This window comes from Limnohabitans sp. Jir72, from assembly GCF_003063575.1.
Lineage (GTDB): Bacteria > Pseudomonadota > Gammaproteobacteria > Burkholderiales > Burkholderiaceae_C > Limnohabitans_A.
Window position 1 is genome coordinate 111,712 of sequence record NZ_NESC01000008.1, and the last position, 20,194, is coordinate 131,905.

Sequence of the window (20,194 nt, forward strand, 5' to 3'; positions counted from 1 at the left end):
CTGCACTTTCGACGCCGTGAGGCGTCTTTTTCCCGAAAGATTGACACCATGAATATGGCGCAAGCCAAGCGTGTCCTAGAAACGGCCTTGCTCACGGCAGGCCAGCCTTTGTCATTGCGCGACATGCGCGTTCTGTTTGGCGATGCGCTCGGGGCCGACACCCTGCGGCAATTGCTGCAAGACCTTGAACTCGATTGGGCTCAACGCGGACTGGATCTGGTGGCCGTGGCCAGTGGCTGGCGCTTCCAGAGCCGCCCCGAAATGCGCGAATACTTGGAACGCCTGCACCCGGAAAAACCGCCCAAATACACGCGTGCGGCCCTTGAAACCCTGGCCATCATCGCTTACCGTCAACCGGTCACCCGGGGCGATATGGAGGACATCCGCGGCGTGACGATCAACTCGCAAATTCTCAAACAACTGGAAGATCGGGGCTGGGTTGAAGTGATTGGACACCGCGAAACGGTGGGCCGTCCCGGTCTGTATGCCACCACACGCCAGTTCCTAGACGACCTGGGTCTGGCCTCGCTCAATCAGCTGCCTTTGTTGGCGCAAGCGGGCTCCCCCGCAACGGCCTTGACGCGACTGGTTGATGAACTGCCGGTGCAACCGGCCTTGGCCCTGGAGGACGCCTTGCAGGCGTTTCCTTTCGTAGCGTCCACCGAGTCTACTGACCCTCAAGACGCCTTGGCTTTGGCGGTTTTGCCAGACGATGTTTCCGAGGCTTGTGCTGAACCAGTACAGCCCCTTTCCGCCGTGCCCAACACGTCAATTTCACCCTTTTCGCACGGCGAAGAACCTTCCAATCTATGACCGATCACACCCAAGACGACGCGCGTTCGTCAAAACCATCTGGCCCGCGCAGCCAGTCCCGTAAGCCCAAGTCCATGTTTGACCCTGAGCGGGCTTACAAGCCGATCGAGCTGTCCGATGTGGTGTCGGGTCAGTTTGACGAGGAAGACCAAGCCCCATTGCCAGAGGCTGCTGAGCTGGGCAAGCGTGTGCTTGCGCCGGAAGCCGATTCCCCCAAGCTGCACAAAGTGCTGGCCCAGGCCGGATTGGGTTCGCGCCTTGAGATGGAAAAGCTGATCGCCGAAGGCCGAGTGGCTGTCAACAACGAAGCGGCCCACGTGGGGCAGCGCGTTCAGTACGGCGACCAGATCAAGGTCAATGACAAACCTCTGCGCATCCGGATCGATCCGCCGCCTGCACGTGTGATCGCCTACCACAAGCCCGCAGGTGAGATCGTCAGCCATGATGACCCTCAAAACCGCCCTTCGGTCTTTCGCAAGTTGCCGCGTTTGATGAACGGCAAATGGCAGTCGGTGGGCCGTCTGGACCTCAATACCGAAGGTCTTTTGCTCTTGACCAGCTCGGGTGAATTGGCCAACCAGTTGATGCATCCGCGTTTTGGCTTGGAGCGCGAGTACGCTGTTCGTGTGCTGGGTGCCTTGAGCAAAGACGAAAAACAACGCCTACTGGATGGCGTGATGCTCGACGATGGCCCGGCTCAGTTCGGCTCCATCGAAGACGGTGGTGGTGAAGGCTCCAACTGCTGGTACCGCGTCACCATTTCCGAAGGCCGCAACCGTGAAGTGCGCCGAATGATGGAGGCCGTAGGCCATGCCGTCAGTCGCCTGATTCGTATCCGTTATGGTGCCATGGTCCTGCCGCATGGCCTGCGTCGGGGCGCTTGGTTGGAACTGGATGAGGCCGATATCGGCTCCTTGATGCGCGCTGCAGGCACCACGGAGCGTCCTCGTCCCGTGACCGAGAGGCCGGTTTCCCGCACCAACCGCAACGATCGCCGTCCTCGCACTGGCGGTGGCGGCAAGGCGGGCACGGCAGTGCCACGGGCCAAGCCCGTACCCAAATCGGGACAGGGCGGGGCAGGGACTCAGCCTGAGCCAGTGAAGACCTCGCAAGCTTTGATTGGTGCAGAAAGCTTCAACCGCCTCAAGCGCAATCCGGTCGGCCCAGGCCGGGGTGGGCGCGGCGGTAGCCGCTGAAAAACCGATTCTCCTGTGAGCCCTTGTCCGTGGATGGGGGCAATAGCCGGTCTGCTCAGGTTAGAATAAGGGGCTTTGCCATACGGCAAAAATGCTTTAAAAACACTCTGTCAGAGGAATTACCATGGCCATCGAACGCACTCTCTCCATCATCAAACCCGACGCAGTCGCCAAGAACGTCATTGGCCAAATCTACGCTCGTTTCGAAGCAGCTGGCCTGAAAGTGGTCGCCGCCAAGATGGCTCACCTCTCGCGCGGCGAAGCCGAGCAGTTCTATGCTGTGCACAGCGCACGTCCATTCTTCAAGGACTTGGTGGACTTCATGATCTCCGGCCCCGTGATGATTCAAGCCCTGCAAGGCGAGAACGCCATCGCCAAAAACCGTGATCTGATGGGCGCTACCGACCCTAAGAAGGCCGACGCAGGCACCATCCGCGCTGACTTTGCTGACAGCATTGATGCCAACGCCGTGCACGGCTCTGACGCCCCTGAAACCGCTGCCGCTGAAGTTGCCTTTTTCTTCCCCGGCATGAACGTTTACGCACGCTGATCGCGTCGCGGCTCCAGCGCGACCCGTATCCCTATGACGGCCAACCTTCTCGAATTTGATTTGGAAGGTCTGGCCGTTTTTTGTGACGGATTGGGCGAAAAGCGCTTTCGCGCCACCCAGTTGTTCCGCTGGATTCACCAGCGGGGCGCCTCTGATTTCGATCAGATGAGCGATTTGGCCAAGTCCTTGCGTCAGAAGCTCAAATCTCACGCGCACGTTTCAGCGCTGCCCGTGATCAGTCAACACATTTCTGCCGACGGCACCATCAAATGGTTGTTTGACGTCGGCGATGGCAATGCCATCGAATCGGTTTTCATTCCCGAAGACGACCGGGGCACCTTGTGCGTGTCCTCCCAAGCCGGATGTGCCGTGGGCTGCCGATTCTGCTCCACAGGGCATCAAGGCTTCAGCCGCAATTTGACGACCGGCGAAATTCTGGCGCAGCTGTGGTTTGCTGAACATTTTCTGCGCAAGCACCTGAACACCGATGACCGCGTCATCTCCAATGTGGTGATGATGGGCATGGGCGAGCCTTTGCAAAACTATTCGGCCCTGGTGCCCGCCTTGCGCACCATGCTGGATGACCATGGCTACGGCTTGTCGCGCCGCCGTGTGACGGTGTCCACTTCGGGTGTGGTGCCCATGATCGAGCGTCTGTCGGCCGATTGTCCAGTGGCCTTGGCGGTATCGCTGCATGCGCCCAATGACGCTTTGCGCGACAACTTGGTGCCGCTCAACCGCAAATACCCATTGGATGAACTCATGCAAGCGTGCATCGCTTATTTGGCGCACGCACCCCGTGACTTCATCACCTTTGAATACTGCATGCTCGACGGCGTCAACGATCAGCCCGAACATGCTGAACAATTGATAGACTTGGTGCAAAAGCACGCACGTCATGGCTTGCGCTGTAAATTCAATTTGATTCCTTTCAACCCTTTTCCTGCATCGGGTTTACTGCGATCGCCTTATGCGCGCGTTCAGGCGTTTGCCAAGTCGCTGCAAGACGCCGGGCTTGTCACGACCGTTCGCAAAACGCGGGGTGATGACATCGATGCGGCTTGCGGGCAATTGGCCGGGGACGTAAAAGACCGCACGCAAGTGCAAAACCGTATTGCGCAGCAGCGCACCATCGTCTTGGTGCCTGTACCGACTGTTTCCAACACCTGATTGCAATGACCGACAACACCCTTGCAGAGACTCTAACGCCCCAGTCTACGTTGACTGACAAGCTGCCAGCACTCACGGCCGGTCAATTGATCCGCACAGCCCGTCAAAAGTTGGGCTTGCATTTGGCGGTTTTGTCGGTTGCTTTGAAAGTGCCCGTTCGCCAACTGGAAGCGCTGGAGTCAGATCAGCACGATCCATTCAAGGGCCCTGTGTTTATTCGCGCCCTGGCATCCAGCGTGTGCCGACAATTGCAAATGGATCCTGCGCCTGTTCTGGCGTTGTTGCCAAAGGCCCCAGGTCAGATCCAACTGCGCCAAGACAGCATAGCGCCCATGCAGTCTGCGAGGAGTTGGCGTCCTGACATCAAGGCATTCTTGAGTGTCCTGCCACGCCAAACCTTGGGCATTGCGGCTTTGATGCTGGCTTTGACTGCAGCCTTGCTCTGGATGCCATCCCCTTCGACTTGGACATGGTTGCAGCCCAGGCCTGTAAAACCTGTTGCATCCGAAGCTTCTGTGCCTGCATCGCAGGCATCGGGTGTAACACTGGCCGAAACACAATTGCCTGCGATTGAGCCTGCTTCTGCCGTGGTGCCCCAGACAGAGCCTGTCTCTGCGCTGGTTGCTCAGCCTGCTGCTTCTGTGGCTGCTGTACTCGCCAAACCATTGACAGCCCCCGCATCGTCCAATGGCGCTGTATTGGGTTTTATCGCAAACCAGGACAGTTGGATTGAAATTCGTGACAGCAAGAACCAAGTCTTGTGGAGCCGCTTGGTGCGCGCAGGCGAAAGCGCACAGGCGCAGTTCCCGCTGCCCATGCGAGTCGTGATTGGGCGCGCTGATGCAGTGAAAGTGACTTATCAGGGTAAGCCCTTTGATCTGACTGCGCACACCAAGGTTACTGTTGCACGTTTTGAGGTGAATGAATGAGCTCCTCCATTGCCATAGCGGCTCCGCTCAGTCGCACCAGTCGACAGTCCCGTGTGGTTTGGGGCTCCCGCGTGATCACTGTCGGTGGCGGCGCACCGGTGCGTGTCCAGTCCATGACCAACACTGACACGGTGGACGTGATTGGCACGGCCATCCAAGTCAAAGAACTGGCGCTTGCTGGTTCTGAAATGGTGCGGATCACCGTGAACACGCCCGAGGCAGCCGAGGCCGTGCCGCACATCCGCGACCAGCTCGACAAAATGGGTGTTGACGTGCCGTTGATCGGTGACTTCCATTACAACGGCCACCGTTTGCTGACCGACTACCCAGCGTGTGCACAGGCGTTGTCCAAGTACCGCATCAACCCCGGCAACGTGGGCAAGGGCGACAAGCGCGATGTTCAGTTCGGTCAGATGATCGAAGCGGCCATGCGCTATGACAAAGCCATCCGCATCGGTGTGAACTGGGGCAGTCTCGACCAGGAGTTGTTGGCTCAGTTGATGGACGAAAACAGCCAGCGCGCCCAGCCATGGGAAGCGCGTCAGGTCATGTACGAAGCCTTGATCAGCTCGGCCATTTCATCGGCCCAGCGTGCTGAGGCCATGGGCATGAACGGTGCCCAGATCGCCTTGTCGTGCAAGGTCTCGGGCGTGCAGGATCTGATTTCTGTGTACCGCGAGTTGGGCCGTCGCTGTGACTACCCTTTGCATTTGGGCCTGACAGAGGCGGGCATGGCCACCAAGGGCACGGTGGCATCGGCCACGGCCTTGTCTATTTTGTTGCAAGAGGGTATCGGCGACACCATACGTGTGTCACTGACGCCCCAGCCCGGTGAAGCCCGCACGCAGGAGGTGGTAATTGCCTCTGAAATTTTGCAATCACTTGGCCTGCGCATTTTTGTGCCCAGCGTGACCGCTTGCCCTGGTTGTGGCCGCACGACCAGCAGCACCTTCCAAGAGCTGGCCAAACAAATCGACGACTTCCTGCGCGCTCAAATGCCTGTGTGGCGTGCGCGCTACCCCGGCGTGGAAAAACTCAAGGTGGCCGTCATGGGTTGCATCGTCAACGGCCCCGGCGAGAGCAAGCATGCCGACATCGGCATCAGCTTGCCTGGCACCGGCGAAGCCCCCGCCGCACCTGTGTTCATCGACGGTGAAAAGCGACTGACCCTGCGTGGCGAAGGCATTGCGCAAGAGTTTCAGGTGCTGGTTGAAAACTACATTGAGAACCGTTTTGGTTCCGGATCTGCAGAACAAAAATGAGCGAAGCGCTGAAAGAAAACGTCCCCCAGAAAGCCGAAAAGGCCGCAAAGCCCCAAAAATTGGTGGGCGTCAAGGGCATGAACGACATCCTGCCTCCGGACTCCGCACGATGGGAGTGGCTCGAGGGCCAGGTGCGCACTTTGATGGCACGTTATGCCTACCGCAATGTGCGCTTGCCCATCGTCGAGCCGACCGCTTTGTTCGTGCGCGGCCTGGGTGAGGTGACCGACATCGTCGAAAAGGAGATGTACTCCTTTGAAGACCGCCTCAACGGCGAACAACTGACTTTGCGCCCCGAAGGCACGGCAGGTTTGGTACGTTCCGTCGTCGAGCACAACCTGCTCTACGAAGGCGGCAAGCGCCTGTACTACATGGGTCCGATGTTCCGTCACGAGCGGCCGCAGCGTGGCCGCTACCGCCAGTTCCACCAGATCGGTGCCGAGGTGTTGGGTTTTGGTGGCCCTGAGGTCGACGCCGAATTGATTTTGCTGGCCAATGACCTGTGGAAGGTGTTGGGCCTGAAAGACGTGCGACTTGAACTCAACAGCTTGGGCCAGCCTGCCGAGCGCCAGGCCCACCGCGCCGCGCTGATCGCCCACCTCGAAAAACACAGCGATGTGCTCGACGAAGAAGCCAAACGCCGCTTGCACAGCAACCCGCTGCGCATTCTGGACACCAAGAACCCTGACATGCAAAGCGTTGTCGAGGCAGCGCCCCGTTTGCTCGACTTTTTGGGTGAATCCTCTTTGGCCCATTTCAACGCGGTCAAGGCCATCTTGGATGCCAACGGCGTGGCCTACAGCATCAACCCGCGCCTGGTGCGCGGTATGGATTACTACAACCTCACGGTGTTCGAGTTCATCACCACCAGCCTTGGCTCGCAGGGCACGATCTGCGGTGGCGGTCGTTATGACTACCTGATCGAACAAATTGGCGGCAAGTCTTCGCCCGCCGTTGGGTGGGCCCTGGGTGTGGAGCGTGTGCTCGAACTCATCAAGGAGCAGGGTGAGGCCTTGCCCGACTTGACCCCCGATGTGTACGCCATCATCCCCGAAACCGCCGCATTGCCGGTGGCCATGCAGTTGCTGCAGGCCTTGCGCGCCTGCGGCGTGTCTGCCCAAATGCATGCGGGCAGTGGTGAAGGCATGGGCAGCTTCAAGTCTCAATTTAAAAAGGCCGACAGCTCTGGCGCTCGTTTTGCTCTGATTTTCGGAGCCGACGAACTGGCGCAGGGGCTGGTGGCGGTTAAATCGTTGCGCGACGGGGCAGGTGTCCAACGCACCGAGTCTTTGGACACCGTTGTCACTTGGGCCCACAGCCTACAATCCACCCTTTGAAGCGACCACAGCAATCAACACACCATGGCCACCCCACTCGACCTCGAAGAACAAGAACAACTCGACCAGATCAAGCATTTCTGGAAGACCTATGGCAACCTGATTTCCTGGTTGCTGATCGTGGTTTTAAGTGGCTACGCCGCTTGGAACGGCTACAACTATTGGCAGCGCAGCCAGGCTGTCAAGGCCTCTGCCATGTACGATGAAGTCGAACGCGCTATAGAGTCAGGCGACGCTTCCCGTGTGGAGCGCAGTTTTGCGGACATGAAAGACAAGTTTGGCGGTACGCAGTTTGTGCAGCACGCGGCCTTGTTGGTTGCGAAAAATTTACAAGCGCAAGGCAAATCTGAGGCGGCACGCGCTGCATTGACCAGCGTGATCGAGTCTGCCAGCGATCTGGCGTACCGTGATGTGGCCCGCTTGCGTTTGGCAGGTTTGCAGCTGGATGCCAAGTCTTACGATGAGGCGCTCAAACAGTTGGGCGCAGAGTTCACGCCTTCGATGGCGGGTTTGGCTGCTGACTTGCGCGGTGATGTTTTCCAAGCCCAAGCTCAACCTGCACAAGCGATTGAGGCTTATCAGCAAGCTTGGAAATTGCTGGCTGACACGGTGGAATACCGTCGCTTGGTTCAGGCCAAGCTCAATGCTTTGGGCGTGGATCCTCAAGCCGCGTCCGTCAAAGGGATTGCACAGTGAAATTGTTGATGCAACAGACATGGCTTCGGTGGTCGAGTGCCTGCTGTGCGCTTGCCTTTTTTGCAGCGTGCTCGAGCTCGCCTGATAAACCTAAACCAGCACCTTTGCCAGCAGTGAGCGGCGAGATGGTGGTCAAAAAAGTCTGGACCAACGCCATTGGTCCAGTCACGACGCCTTTGAGAGCATCAGTCCATGCTGGCCGTGTGGCGGTAGCGTCGACGCAAGGGCAAGTGGTTTTACTGGATGCGGCGACGGGCAAGGACATTTGGCGTGTCAAATTGTCAGACGCGATTCAGGCCGGTGTTGGTGGTGATGGGCAACGCTTTGCAGTGGTGACCGGTCGCAACGAACTGGTCACCATCGAAGACGGCAAGGTGATCTGGCGCTATGCTTTGACAGCGCTGACCTTGACGCCGCCATTGGTTGCAGGGGGGCGTGTTTTTGTTTTGAATGCAGATCGGTCCGTGACCGCTTTGGATGGTGCTACGGGTCAGAAGCTCTGGATGCAACAGCGTGCAGGCGAGCCTTTGGTGCTCAATCAGGCAGGCTTGCTCATGCCATTTGGCGATACGTTGCTGGTGGGCTGGGGAGGACGTCTTGCGGCCTTGAATCCGATGACGGGGAGTGTTCGCTGGGAAACCCTGCTGGCCAATTCCCGTGGCACCAATGAAGTTGAGCGCTTGGTGGACTTGGTGGCCGGTGTTGATCGCTTGGGAAATACAGTTTGTGCGCGAGCTTTCCAGTCGACGGTCGCATGCATCGATGCCAGCCGCGGTAGCAGTTTATGGACCCGTTCTGCCCAAGGGCATGAAGGTTTGGCGGGAGATGATCAACGGGTCTTTGGGGCTGAGTCCGACAGCAAGGTCATTGCTTGGCAGCGTGAAAATGGTCAAGTAGCCTGGACTCAAACCGCCTTGCGGTTCCGTGGTTTGTCAGCACCTTTGGTTCTGGAGCGCTCGCTTGTCTTGGGTGATGACGATGGGGTGCTGCATTTCCTGGCCCGTCAAGACGGCAAATTGCTTCAGCGGATCGGCACCGACGGCAGCGCGATTGTGGGTCGCCCTGTGCTAGCAGATGAAACTTTGGTGGTGGTGACACGCACCGGGGGCGTTTTTGGATATCGCCCTGAATGATGGATCGGAAAATTTTTAAGTGAAACCTGTACTGGCCCTGGTGGGCCGCCCCAATGTGGGCAAATCCACGCTGTTCAACCGACTCACCAAGAGCCGGGATGCCATCGTGGCCGATTTTGCTGGCTTGACCCGCGACCGTCATTACGGTCAGGGCAAGCAGGGCAAGCATGAATACATCGTGATCGACACCGGCGGTTTTGAACCCGACGCCGGCAGCGGCATTTACAAGGAAATGGCCAAGCAAACGCAGCAAGCGGTGGCTGAGGCCGATGTGGTGATTTTTGTGGTCGATGCACGTGGTGGCCTGTCGGCCCAAGACCACGACATTGCCAAATACCTGCGCAGAGTGGGTAAGCCTTGTTTGCTGGTGGCCAACAAGGCCGAAGGCATGCTCGAAGGCATTCAGATCACAGAGTTTTATGAACTTGGCTTGGGCGAAGTGTTGGCCATTTCGGCTGCGCACGGACAGGGCATTCGCGGCCTGGTGGATCTGGCACTGGAGCCACTGAACCTTCCTGAAGACCCGGAAGAAACCGAAGAAGACAAAACCATCATCAAGCTGGCGGTGGCGGGGCGCCCCAACGTGGGTAAATCCACGCTGATCAACACCTGGCTGGGTGAAGAGCGTCTGGTGGCTTTCGACATGCCCGGCACCACGCGTGATGCGATCAGCGTGCCTTTCGAGCGCGATGGCCAGAAGTTCGAGTTGATCGACACGGCCGGTCTGCGCCGCAAAGGCAAGGTGTTTGAAGCCATTGAGAAGTTCTCAGTCGTCAAAACCCTGCAAGCGGTGGAGTCGGCCAATGTGGTCTTGCTCTTGCTGGATGCTGAGCAGGGCGTGACCGATCAGGACGCGCACATCGCTGGCTTTGCCCTCGAAAGCGGCCGTGCCATGGTCTTAGCGGTCAACAAATGGGATGCAGTGGACGAATACCAGCGTCAACTGGTGCAACGCTCGATTGAAACGCGCCTGCCTTTCCTCAGCTTTGCCAACATGCATTTCATCTCAGCCAAGAAGCGCCAGGGCCTGGGTCCGGTCTGGACATCCATCATCAAGGCCCACAAGTCGGCCATGGTCAAGATGAGCACCCCGATCCTGACCCGCTTGCTTTTGGAGGCTGTGCAGTTCCAAAGCCCACAGCGCGGTGGCATGTTCCGACCCAAAATGCGTTACGCCCACCAAGGCGGCATGAACCCGCCGGTGATCGTGATCCATGGCAACTCGCTGGAGCACGTGACGGAATCGTACAAGCGCTTTCTGGAGGGGCGTTTCCGCAAGGCCTTTGACTTGTCGGGCACGCCCCTGCGTATTGAAATGAAAACAGCCAATAATCCCTATGCCAACAAAGATGCCGCTTGATTTTTGTGGATTTGTTTTTTCCAAAAAAGCCCCGACCGAGCCTGTGGTAAGGTCAACTCTTTATAACTTCTGAACACGGAGAATATCGTGAGCAACAAAGGCCAACTTCTGCAAGACCCCTTCTTGAACGCACTGCGCCGCGAGCATGTGCCGGTCTCGATTTACCTGGTCAACGGCATCAAACTGCAAGGCCAAATCGAATCGTTTGACCAGTATGTGGTTTTGTTGCGCAACACCGTGACCCAGATGGTTTACAAACACGCCATCTCGACCATTGTTCCCGGACGTTCTGTGACTTTCAACACGCCCGGCGAAGGCGAAATCACTGCTTGATCTGCCCTGTTGGCCTGATTGGGCCACCGGTGCTTGCTGACATTGTCCGAAACATCCTTCAACCAACCCGCGCCGACCTTATTGGTCGGCGTTGACTTTGGGCTGCCGCACTTTGATGCCGAGCTGCAAGAACTCGGGCTTTTGGCCGAGTCCGGTGGTCTCAAGCCTGTGGCTCGCCTGACGTGTAAACGCAAAGCCCCTGACCCCGCATTGTTTGTGGGCAGTGGCAAGGCCGATGAAATCAAGGAGTTGGCCTTGATGCATGGCGCCAAAGAGGTCCTGTTTGACCAGGCCCTGAGTCCGGCCCAGCAGCGCAATCTGGAGCGCCATTTGGGCCTGCCGGTCAATGACCGGACCTTGTTGATTCTGGAAATCTTCGCGCAGCGCGCCCGCAGCCACGAGGGCAAGCTGCAAGTTGAATTGGCCAAACTGCAATACCTGAGCACCCGGCTGGTGCGCCGCTGGTCGCACCTGGAGCGCCAAACCGGCGGTATCGGTTTGCGTGGCGGCCCGGGCGAGACCCAAATCGAACTGGACCGCCGCATGATTGGCGAGTCCATCAAACGCACCAAAGAGCGACTGAGCAAAGTCAAGAAACAGCGCAACACCCAGCGGCGCCAGCGCGAGCGGCGCGACACCTTCAATATTTCCCTGGTCGGCTACACCAACGCGGGCAAGTCCACCTTGTTCAATGCCTTGGTCAAGGCGCGGGCCTATGCGGCTGACCAGTTGTTTGCCACGCTGGACACCACCACGCGCCAACTGTACCTTGGCGAGGCCGGGCGTTCTGTGTCCTTATCCGATACGGTAGGCTTCATCCGTGATCTGCCGCACGGTTTGGTGGAAGCCTTTCAGGCCACCTTGCAAGAAGCCACCGAAGCTGATCTGTTGCTCCATGTGGTCGATGCGGCCAACCCGGATTTCCCGGAGCAGATGGCCGAGGTGCAAAAAGTGCTGGCCGAGATCGGTGCCGATACGGTGCCGCAATTGTTGGTGTTCAACAAGCTCGATGCGCTGGATGCCGAGCGCTACCCCATGCACCTGCAAGACAGTTATGAACTCGATGGCCAGCCTGTGCCTCGTGTGTTCGTGAGCGCCAAATCGGGCAAGGGCCTGGACGTGTTGCGCACGGCCTTGTCGGGCATCGTGACAACGGCCTTGCCACCGGTGGTGGCTGAAATAGCAGATCCCCGTGACATGACCCGGGAATATCCGGGTGATCCGGTCTGAAAGCCTTTTGAATTCGGCACAATGCGGGTTCGTCATTCTGACAAAGACACTTCACCATGAATTTTCAACTGCCAGCCCTGCGATGGTCCTTGCTGCCTGCAAAGATCCGCGGCATGTTCAATCTGAATGATCCCCGCTGGGGCCGCGATGGCGATAAGTCATCGGGTGATGCGGAGTCCAAACCGACCAGTGACACGCCACCACCTGCAGGGCAAAAGCCCGAGGCTTGGCCGCACAATACGCCAGGCCGTGGTAACCCGCAAAGCGGTCCACCAGATCTGGACGAGCTGTGGCGTGACTTCAACCGCAAGATCGGCCAGATGTTTGGCGGCAAGGGTGGCCCTCAGGGTCCCCAGGGCGGTGGTGGGCACTCTGGTGGCCCTGTGATGCCTGGCTTTTTGAAGAATCTGGGCTTGGGCGTCATCGCTGCTGCTGCTTTGCTTGTTTGGCTGGGCACAGGCTTTTTCATCGTCCAGGAAGGTCAGCAAGCCGTCATCACCCAGTTTGGCAAATACCACTCCACTGTAGGCGCAGGTTTCAATTGGCGTGTGCCTTACCCGGTGCAGCGCCACGAGCTGGTTTATGTGTCGCAGATCCGATCGGTTGACATTGGCCGTGACACGGTGATCAAAGCCACAGGCCTGCGCGAGTCGGCCATGCTGACCGAAGACGAAAACATCGTTGAGATCAAATTCGCGGTGCAGTACCGGCTGAACGATGCCCGTGCTTATTTGTTCGAAAGTAAGAACCCCACCGAAGCGGTGGTGCAGTCGGCCGAAACCGCTGTGCGCGAAGTCGTGGGCAAAATGAAAATGGATTCAGCGCTGGCCGAAGAACGAGATCAGATCGCGCCGCGTGTGCGCGAGAAGATGCAATCGATCCTCGACCGCTACAAGGTCGGCATCGAAGTGGTGAGCATCAACCTGCAGCAAGGCGGCGTTCGTCCGCCCGAGCAAGTACAAGCCGCATTTGACGATGTGCTCAAGGCAGGCCAGGAGCGCGAACGCGCCAAAAACGAAGCTCAGGCCTACGCCAACGATGTGATCCCCCGCGCTGTGGGTGCCGCATCTCGTCTGAAGGAAGAAGCCGACGCTTACCGCGAAAAAATCGTGGCACAAGCCGAAGGGGATGCGCAGCGCTTCAAGTCCATCCTGCCCGAGTACCAAAAGGCACCGCAGGTCATGCGCGATCGCCTCTACACCGACACCATGCAGCAGATCTACAGCAACGTGACCAAGGTGCTGGTGGACAGCAAACAGGGCTCAAACATGTTGTATTTGCCGCTGGACAAAATCATGCAGCAAGTCGCTCAGACCCCCGCTGCGGCTACCGAGAGCCCTGCGCCAGCCGCGCCGGTGTCACCTGCCGCTTCAACAGACAGCCGTTCACGCGATGCCCTGCGCTCGCGCGAGCGCGACCCACGATAAGGACGCCCCGACATGAACCGCATTGGATTTTGGATATCCAGCCTTTTCGTGGCTTTTGTACTGATCAGCTCAACTGTTTTTGTGGTCGATCAGCGTCAGTTTGGCGTGGTTTACGCCCTGGGGCAGATCAAGGAAGTGATCACCGAGCCCGGTCTGCACTTCAAACTGCCGCCACCGCTGCAAAACGTGACGCACATCGACAAGCGGTTGCTGACCCTAGACAGCCCCGACACCGAGCCCATGCTGACGGCTGAAAAGCAGCGCGTGGTGATCGACTGGTATGTGCGCTGGCGCATCAGCGACCCGCAGGCGTATATCCGCAATGTGGGCCTGGACGAAAAGTCGGGTGCCAACCAGCTTAACCGTGTGGTGCGCAATGCCTTCCAGGAAGAGATCAACAAGCATACGGTCAAAGAACTGTTGTCCGTCAAACGCGAAGCCTTGATGGAAGACGTCAAGCGCGCTGTGCTCGATGTTGTCAAGGGCAGCAAGCCTTGGGGCGTGGACGTGGTCGATGTGCGCATCAGCCGCGCCGACTATGTGGATGCCATCACCGAATCGGTCTACCGCCGCATGGAAGCCGAGCGCAAACGCGTGGCCAATGAGTTGCGCTCCACCGGTGGTGCTGAGGGCGAAAAAATCCGTGCCGATGCCGACCGCCAGCGCGAGGTCACCGTCGCCAATGCGTACCGAGAAGCCCAAAAGATCAAAGGGCAGGGCGATGCCCAAGCTGCTCGCATTTATGCCGAGTCCTTTGGCCGCGACCCGCAGTTTGCGCAGTTCTACCGCAGCCTGGAGTCGTACAAAACCACGTTTGCCAACAAGTCCGACGTGATGGTGTTGGACCCGGCCAGCTCGGACTTTTTCAAGGCCATGCGCAGCTCGGCCGGCGCGGGCACTTCGCCCAGAAAGTAAAGCTTGAGTCAAACCCTCCTGTTGGCTCTGGGCCTCATGCTCATCCTGGAGGGCTTGATGCCCATGGTCTCGCCATTGCGTTGGCGTCGCCTGTTTGAGCAGCTTTTGCAGTTGCAGGATGGGCAAATACGGTTTTTCGGATTGGTCATGGTCATTGCTGGCCTGATGCTGCTTTGGTGGGTTTCCTGACGCCTTGGGCAGAAAACCGGCCTGCAAGCCGGTAAAATCCTTGTTTTAACAGTCCCCCTCCAATCCCATGTCTGCTTGGGTCCTCCCGGATCACATTGCCGATGTACTGCCTTCCGAGGCACGTCACATCGAAGAACTCCGTCGCGAACTGCTCGACACCGCCCGTGGCTATGGCTACGAGCTGGTCATGCCGCCGCTGCTTGAGCATTTGGAATCCCTGCTGACCGGCACGGGAGAAGCCCTCGACTTGCAAACCTTCAAGCTGGTGGACCAGCTCTCGGGTCGCACGCTGGGCTTGCGCGCCGACACCACCCCCCAGGTGGCCCGCATCGACGCCCATTTGCTTGGCCGCGCGGGCCTGACCCGTCTTTGCTATTGCGGCCCGGTTTTGCACACCCGTCCTGCGCGCCCGCACGCCACGCGTGAACCGTTGCAGCTGGGTGCTGAGATTTACGGTCATGCAGGCCCTGAAGCCGATTTGGAAATCCTGCAGTTGACGCTCGATTGCCTGCGCGCTGCGCGCGTGAGCGATTTGCAAGTCGATTTGGCAGACGCCCGCATTGTGGGCAGTTTGCTGGAGGGTCAAGCCATGTCCGAAGCGCTGCGCCACGACATCCATGCCGCCCTGGCTACCAAAGACGCCTCCAAGCTGTCCCAGCTGACGGCCGATTTCTCTGCTGATAGCCGTCAAGGTTTGTTGGCCTTGGTGGGTTTGTATGGCGATGCGAGCGTGTTGGCCCAAGCGGCTCAGCGTTTGCCCGCAACCCCTGCCATTACCCAAGCCTTGGCGCAGCTGCGTTGGTTGGCCGAGCAGATCCCGGGCGCTGCCATCAGCTTTGATCTGGGCGACTCGCGTGGCTACGCCTATTACAGTGGCATGCGCTTTGCCATTTACGCCAAAGGCGCATCCGATGCTTTGGCCCGAGGCGGCCGTTACGATGGCGTGGGTGCCGTGTTCGGTCACCGCATCGAACGCGATCGTCCCGCTGTGGGGTTCAGCCTCGATCTGAAAGAATTGGTCTCTGCCGTTGCGCCCCTGGCTTTGCGCGCTGCCGTTCGTGCCCCATGGGGCAACTCGCCATCATTGCGCCAGGCCATTGCAGGCTTGCGTACACGTGGCGAGACCGTGGTCTGCGTCTTGCCTGGCCACGAAAGTGAAGTTGATGAATTCCATTGCGACCGTGAGCTCGTTGAAGCCGCAGGCCAGTGGCTGGTACAAGCTCTTTGAGAAAGAACATTTCAAGCATGAACAAGACGCAAGGCCGTAACGTGGTCGTCGTGGGCACCCAATGGGGCGACGAGGGCAAAGGCAAACTGGTGGACTGGCTGACCGAAAGCGCCCAAGGCGTGGTCCGTTTTCAAGGCGGTCACAACGCAGGCCACACCCTGGTGATCAACGGTGTCAAAACCGCCTTGCACTTGATTCCCAGCGGCATCATGCGTGCGGGCGTCAAGTGCTACATCGGCAACGGTGTGGTCTTGTCCGTGCCCAAGCTGCTCGAAGAAATTGCGGGTCTTGAGAAAGCCGGTGTCGAAGTGCGTTCGCGTCTGCGCGTCAGCGAGGCTTGCCCATTGATCTTGCCTTACCACGTGGCCCTGGATGTGGCCCGCGAGGCAGCCAAGGAAAAAGCTGGCACCGCCAAGATTGGCACCACCGGTCGCGGCATTGGCCCGGCTTATGAAGACAAAGTGGCCCGCCGCGCCATCCGTGTGCAGGACTTGAAATACCCCGAGCGTTTTGCCACCAAGCTGCGCGAGAACCTGGCCCTTCACAACCATGTGCTGGTCAACTTCCTGGGCGCTGCGCCTGTGGACTTTGACACCACCTACAACGAAGCCATGGCTTATGCCAAAGAGCTGCTGCCCATGGTGGCCGATGTCTCGCGTGAGCTGAACGATGCCCACACGGCCGGAGCCAACTTGCTGTTTGAAGGCGCGCAAGGCACCTTGCTTGACGTGGACCACGGCACTTACCCGTTTGTGACTTCGAGCAACTGCGTGGCCGGCAACGCGGCCGCAGGTTCCGGCGTGGGTCCGGGCATGCTGCACTACATCCTGGGCATCACCAAGGCTTATTGCACCCGCGTGGGCGGTGGCCCGTTCCCCACTGAACTCGATTGGGAAACCCCCGGCACCCCCGGCTACCACATGTCCACTGTGGGTGCCGAAAAAGGCGTGACCACCGGCCGTTCGCGCCGCTGCGGCTGGTTTGACGCCGCCTTGCTCAAGCGCAGCGCCCAGGTCAACGGCCTGAGCGGTCTGTGCATCACCAAACTGGATGTGCTCGATGGCCTGAAAGAGCTGCTGCTGTGCACGGGCTACGAACTGGACGGCGAAGTGATCGACATCCTGCCCATGGGTGCCGATGAAATCGCCCGCTGCAAGCCCATCTACGAAGTGATCCCCGGCTGGACCGAAACCACTGTGGGTGTGACCGACATGGCCAAACTGCCCGCCACCGCACGCCGTTATCTGGAACGCATCGCCGAAGTGACGGGCGTGCCCGTGCACGTGGTGTCCACCAGCCCGGACCGTGACCACACGATCTTGTTGCACAACCCCTTCAGCGCTTGAGGCGCTGCAGGCAGAATTTTCAAACCTTCACAGACCCTTTGACTGGAGTGACCCCATGTTGACCGAAGACGGCAAGCACCTGTACGTGAGCTATGACGAGTACCACAACCTCATCGAAAAGCTCGCGATCAAGATCCACCAATCCGGCTGGCAATTCGACACCATCTTGTGCCTGGCCCGTGGCGGCATGCGCCCCGGTGACATCTTGTCGCGCGTGTTCGACAAGCCTTTGGCCATCATGTCCACCAGCTCCTACCGTGCTGACGCAGGCACCGTGCAAGGTCACCTGGACATCGCCCGCTTCATCACCACCCCCAAAGGCGAGATCGCTGGCCGCGTTTTGCTGGTCGATGACTTGGCCGACACCGGTCACACCTTGCGCGCTGTGGTGGACCAGTTGAAAAACAACTACAAGCCAATCACCGAACTGCGCTCTGCCGTGATCTGGACCAAAGGTGTGTCGACCTTCAAGCCCGATTACTCGATCGAAGACCTGCCGACCAACCCCTGGATCCACCAGCCTTTCGAGCCGTACGACAGCATGCGCCCCGAAAAACTTCTGGAAAAATGGAAAGTCTGATCTCGATCTGACCCACCCGCCAACAGCCTCCCTCGGGAGGCTGTTTGCTTTAGGATTGGCGCATGATCAAAAAGCATGTTGTCCCAGATGTCACCGGGCTGATCCATCACCCTTATGTGCCGCCCGCTGGCTTTGCAGCGCCACAACCCGGCGTGTTCAAAGCCTCAACGGTTTACTTTCCTTCGGTGGCCGCGATGCGGCAGTTTGAATGGAAAGACAAGTCCGCCTACACCTATGGCTTGCACGGCACGCCCACCACTTACACCCTGGAGGAGCGTTTGTGCGCCCTGGAAGGCGGTCAGCAATGCCTGTTGGTGCCCAGTGGGCTGGCGGCGTTGGCCACGGTGGCCTTGGCTTTGCTTCAGACCGGCGATGAGGTCCTGATCCCGGACAACGCCTACGGGCCCAACAAAGCCCTGGCTGAGGGCGAGTTGCGCCGCTATGGCATCACCCACCAGTACTACGACCCGATGAACCCCGACGATTTGTCGGCGCGCTTGAATGCGCGCACCCGACTGGTCTGGCTGGAGGCGCCGGGCTCGGTCAGCATGGAGTTTCCGGATCTGCCCGAATTGGTGCGGCGCTGCAAAGCGCAAGGCGTCTTGTGTGCGCTCGACAACACCTGGGGTGCGGGCCTGGCTTTTCCGCCCTTCGATTTGCTGCGCGATGGCCGTCTGGGTGTGGACATCAGCGCCCATGCGCTGACCAAATACCCCAGCGGTGGCGGTGATGTGCTCATGGGCAGCATCGTCACGTGCGACGCGGCGCTGCATTTGAAAATCAAGCTGTGCCACATGCGATTGGGCTTGGGTGTCGGGGCCAACGATGTGGAGGCCGTGCTGCGCTCTTTGCCCAGTGTGGCCTTGCGATACGCCGCGCACGACCAGTCGGCGCGGCGTCTGGCCGTGTGGTGGCAAACACAAGCGGCTTGTTCGCAGGTCTTGCATCCTGCTTTGGCCGGGGCCCCAGGGCACGCGCATTGGCAGCAGCTGTGCGGTCAGCACACCGATTTGGCGGCAGGCTTGTTCAGTGTGATCCTCCACGCCCGCTACAGCCTGGCACAGGTGGATGCGTTTTGCGATGGCCTGAGGCTGTTCAAGATCGGCTACAGCTGGGGCGGACCGGTCAGCCTGGTCATGCCCTATGCGCTGCAGTCCATGCGAAAGCAAAACATTGGCCATCTGTCCTCAGGCACTTTGGTGCGTTTTTCGATCGGACTGGAGTCGGCCGAGGAATTACGCGCTGATCTTGAGCAATCGGCTGCATTGCATTTGCAGACTTGCTGAATGGGCCCACGGGTGCAAACAGACATTGCATGGTAGTTACCAGACTGTCCGACAAGCGGCATCAGCGGTAAGCTGATGTCCCTTCAGATTACTTTGTCATCCATGTCCAGCCACGACAGCACCCCAAGCCAAGCAGACGCAAACGATTCGGCATTGCCCACCATGGCGGTGCCCTACGAGCCGCCAGCAGCGGTCGGCCCGCGGGCTCGGATGCGAACACTCAGCTGGGCCAGTCCGTTTCGCTGGCTAGAGCTGGGCCGTCAAGACTTGTTCAAACACCCCGGCATCGGCATTTTTTACGGCGTGTGTTTTTTTCTGATGGCGCAATTGCTGGCTCTGGTGTTCAAGCACAAGCCCGAATACACCTTGTCGATGATCTCGGGCTGTTTGTTGATCGGTCCGTTTTTGGCCATGGGCCTGTACGAAGTGAGTCGGCGTCTGGAGCAGGGCGAGCAACCCGACATGGCCTCGTCCTTGATGTGCTGGGACCAGCACATACCGAGCATGGCGATGCTGATCTTGGTTCTGATGGTGCTGGAGTTGTTGTGGGGCAGGGCGTCGCTGGTGGTTTTTGCGGTGTTTTTTGACACCGGCATGCCCTCCACCACAGGTGTTCTGGAAGCCATCTTCAACCCCAAGAACATCGAATTTGTGCTGGTCTACCTCGCGGTCGGAGGGGTGTTTGCGGCCTTGGTGTTTGGTTTGTCGGTGGTCTCCATTCCCATGATTCTGGACAGGGACACTGACGCCATTTCGGCGGTGCTGACCAGCATGCGTGTGGTTTTTTCCAACACCACAGTGCTCTTGCTGTGGGGGGCATTGCTGGGTGTGCTTGTCGTGGGTGCCCTGTGGCCATGGAGCTTGGGGATCATTTTTGTCGGCCCCTGGCTGGGGCATGCGAGCTGGCACGCCTACCGTGGAAGCGTCGAATGGGAAGATGAGCTTGTCGAAGCTGTTACATTGGGCACCAACAAATAAAGGAGCCACCTTGGCCACACCCAACTACGGATTCGAAAAACGCCAAAAAGAACTGGCTAAAAAACGCAAAAAAGAGGACAAGCTCAAAGCCAAGGCTGACCGCAAATCCGGCCCGTTTTCAGAAGACGGCAGCGATCTTGACGCAAATGCACAAGCCCCTCAAGGCGCAGGTCCCGCAGCCGAAGGGACATCCACGCTAGCCTGACACATCTTGCCTGCCGCCAGTGCAGCCAGGT

General features: G+C 58.8%; 21 protein-coding genes. All 21 read left to right on the top strand.

The features are described 5' to 3' along the window. The first annotated feature begins 48 nt into the window (after positions 1–48). The 21 genes from scpB (at position 49) to B9Z52_RS12750 (ending at position 20,163) form a co-directional block, all read left to right on the top strand. Positions 49–813 carry an SMC-Scp complex subunit ScpB gene (scpB, locus tag B9Z52_RS12650; RefSeq protein WP_108414207.1) on the top strand — a complete coding sequence of 255 codons (765 nt, stop codon included), beginning with the start codon at positions 49–51 and terminating at the stop codon, positions 811–813. Further along, positions 810–2,009, top strand: coding sequence for a pseudouridine synthase (locus B9Z52_RS12655; RefSeq protein WP_108414208.1), 1,200 nt, complete (start codon positions 810–812; stop codon positions 2,007–2,009). Before scpB ends, B9Z52_RS12655 begins: the two co-directional genes overlap by 4 nt. Positions 2,010–2,133: 124 nt before the next feature. Further along, on the top strand, positions 2,134–2,559 hold the full coding sequence (gene ndk, locus B9Z52_RS12660; RefSeq protein WP_053176502.1) for a nucleoside-diphosphate kinase: 426 nt from the start codon (positions 2,134–2,136) through the stop codon (positions 2,557–2,559). Positions 2,560–2,592: 33 nt separating this feature from the next. Next, positions 2,593–3,729, top strand: coding sequence for a 23S rRNA (adenine(2503)-C(2))-methyltransferase RlmN (gene rlmN, locus B9Z52_RS12665; protein ID WP_108414209.1), 1,137 nt, complete (start codon positions 2,593–2,595; stop codon positions 3,727–3,729). A 5-nt stretch (positions 3,730–3,734) separates the two neighbouring features. Then, on the top strand, positions 3,735–4,658 hold the full coding sequence (locus tag B9Z52_RS12670) for a RodZ domain-containing protein (RefSeq protein ID WP_108414210.1): 924 nt from the start codon (positions 3,735–3,737) through the stop codon (positions 4,656–4,658). Next, positions 4,655–5,920 carry a flavodoxin-dependent (E)-4-hydroxy-3-methylbut-2-enyl-diphosphate synthase gene (gene ispG, locus B9Z52_RS12675; protein ID WP_108414211.1) on the top strand — a complete coding sequence of 422 codons (1,266 nt, stop codon included), beginning with the start codon at positions 4,655–4,657 and terminating at the stop codon, positions 5,918–5,920. Before B9Z52_RS12670 ends, ispG begins: the two co-directional genes overlap by 4 nt. Beyond that, on the top strand, positions 5,917–7,257 hold the full coding sequence (hisS, locus tag B9Z52_RS12680; RefSeq protein ID WP_108414212.1) for a histidine--tRNA ligase: 1,341 nt from the start codon (positions 5,917–5,919) through the stop codon (positions 7,255–7,257). Before ispG ends, hisS begins: the two co-directional genes overlap by 4 nt. A gap of 24 nt (positions 7,258–7,281) precedes the next feature. Next, on the top strand, positions 7,282–7,953 hold the full coding sequence (locus B9Z52_RS12685; RefSeq protein ID WP_108414213.1) for a tetratricopeptide repeat protein: 672 nt from the start codon (positions 7,282–7,284) through the stop codon (positions 7,951–7,953). Positions 7,954–7,961: 8 nt separating this feature from the next. After that, entirely contained in the window at positions 7,962–9,086 is a 1,125-nt protein-coding gene (gene bamB, locus B9Z52_RS12690; protein WP_108414291.1) for an outer membrane protein assembly factor BamB, read from the top strand. A 19-nt stretch (positions 9,087–9,105) separates the two neighbouring features. Further along, positions 9,106–10,446: a ribosome biogenesis GTPase Der gene (gene der, locus B9Z52_RS12695; protein WP_108414214.1), complete on the top strand. Its 1,341-nt coding sequence runs from the start codon at positions 9,106–9,108 to the stop codon at positions 10,444–10,446. Between the two features lie 69 nt (positions 10,447–10,515). Further along, positions 10,516–10,779 (top strand): RNA chaperone Hfq, encoded by a 264-nt coding sequence (gene hfq / locus B9Z52_RS12700; RefSeq protein ID WP_108322708.1) that lies wholly within the window; start codon positions 10,516–10,518, stop codon positions 10,777–10,779. 33 nt (positions 10,780–10,812) lie between these two features. Further along, positions 10,813–12,009 (top strand): GTPase HflX, encoded by a 1,197-nt coding sequence (gene hflX, locus B9Z52_RS12705; RefSeq protein ID WP_199222094.1) that lies wholly within the window; start codon positions 10,813–10,815, stop codon positions 12,007–12,009. 56 nt (positions 12,010–12,065) lie between these two features. Then, positions 12,066–13,436 (top strand): FtsH protease activity modulator HflK, encoded by a 1,371-nt coding sequence (gene hflK / locus B9Z52_RS12710; RefSeq protein WP_108414215.1) that lies wholly within the window; start codon positions 12,066–12,068, stop codon positions 13,434–13,436. A gap of 12 nt (positions 13,437–13,448) precedes the next feature. Next, positions 13,449–14,351: a protease modulator HflC gene (gene hflC, locus B9Z52_RS12715; protein WP_108414216.1), complete on the top strand. Its 903-nt coding sequence runs from the start codon at positions 13,449–13,451 to the stop codon at positions 14,349–14,351. A 3-nt stretch (positions 14,352–14,354) separates the two neighbouring features. After that, a complete protein-coding gene (locus B9Z52_RS12720; RefSeq protein WP_108414217.1) occupies positions 14,355–14,540 on the top strand; it encodes a DUF2065 domain-containing protein in 186 nt (61 codons plus the stop codon). A 67-nt stretch (positions 14,541–14,607) separates the two neighbouring features. Beyond that, on the top strand, positions 14,608–15,768 hold the full coding sequence (locus B9Z52_RS12725; protein ID WP_108414218.1) for an ATP phosphoribosyltransferase regulatory subunit: 1,161 nt from the start codon (positions 14,608–14,610) through the stop codon (positions 15,766–15,768). A gap of 17 nt (positions 15,769–15,785) precedes the next feature. Continuing rightward, on the top strand, positions 15,786–17,114 hold the full coding sequence (locus tag B9Z52_RS12730) for an adenylosuccinate synthase (RefSeq protein ID WP_108414219.1): 1,329 nt from the start codon (positions 15,786–15,788) through the stop codon (positions 17,112–17,114). 55 nt (positions 17,115–17,169) lie between these two features. Further along, positions 17,170–17,694 carry a phosphoribosyltransferase gene (locus tag B9Z52_RS12735; protein ID WP_108414220.1) on the top strand — a complete coding sequence of 175 codons (525 nt, stop codon included), beginning with the start codon at positions 17,170–17,172 and terminating at the stop codon, positions 17,692–17,694. A gap of 62 nt (positions 17,695–17,756) precedes the next feature. Then, positions 17,757–18,980 carry a PLP-dependent transferase gene (locus B9Z52_RS12740; RefSeq protein WP_108414221.1) on the top strand — a complete coding sequence of 408 codons (1,224 nt, stop codon included), beginning with the start codon at positions 17,757–17,759 and terminating at the stop codon, positions 18,978–18,980. Between the two features lie 162 nt (positions 18,981–19,142). Beyond that, a complete protein-coding gene (locus B9Z52_RS12745) occupies positions 19,143–19,958 on the top strand; it encodes a DUF2189 domain-containing protein (protein ID WP_233251957.1) in 816 nt (271 codons plus the stop codon). A 10-nt stretch (positions 19,959–19,968) separates the two neighbouring features. Next, complete coding sequence (locus B9Z52_RS12750; protein ID WP_108414223.1) at positions 19,969–20,163, top strand: hypothetical protein; 195 nt, start codon at positions 19,969–19,971, stop codon at positions 20,161–20,163. Positions 20,164–20,194 lie beyond the last annotated feature (31 nt).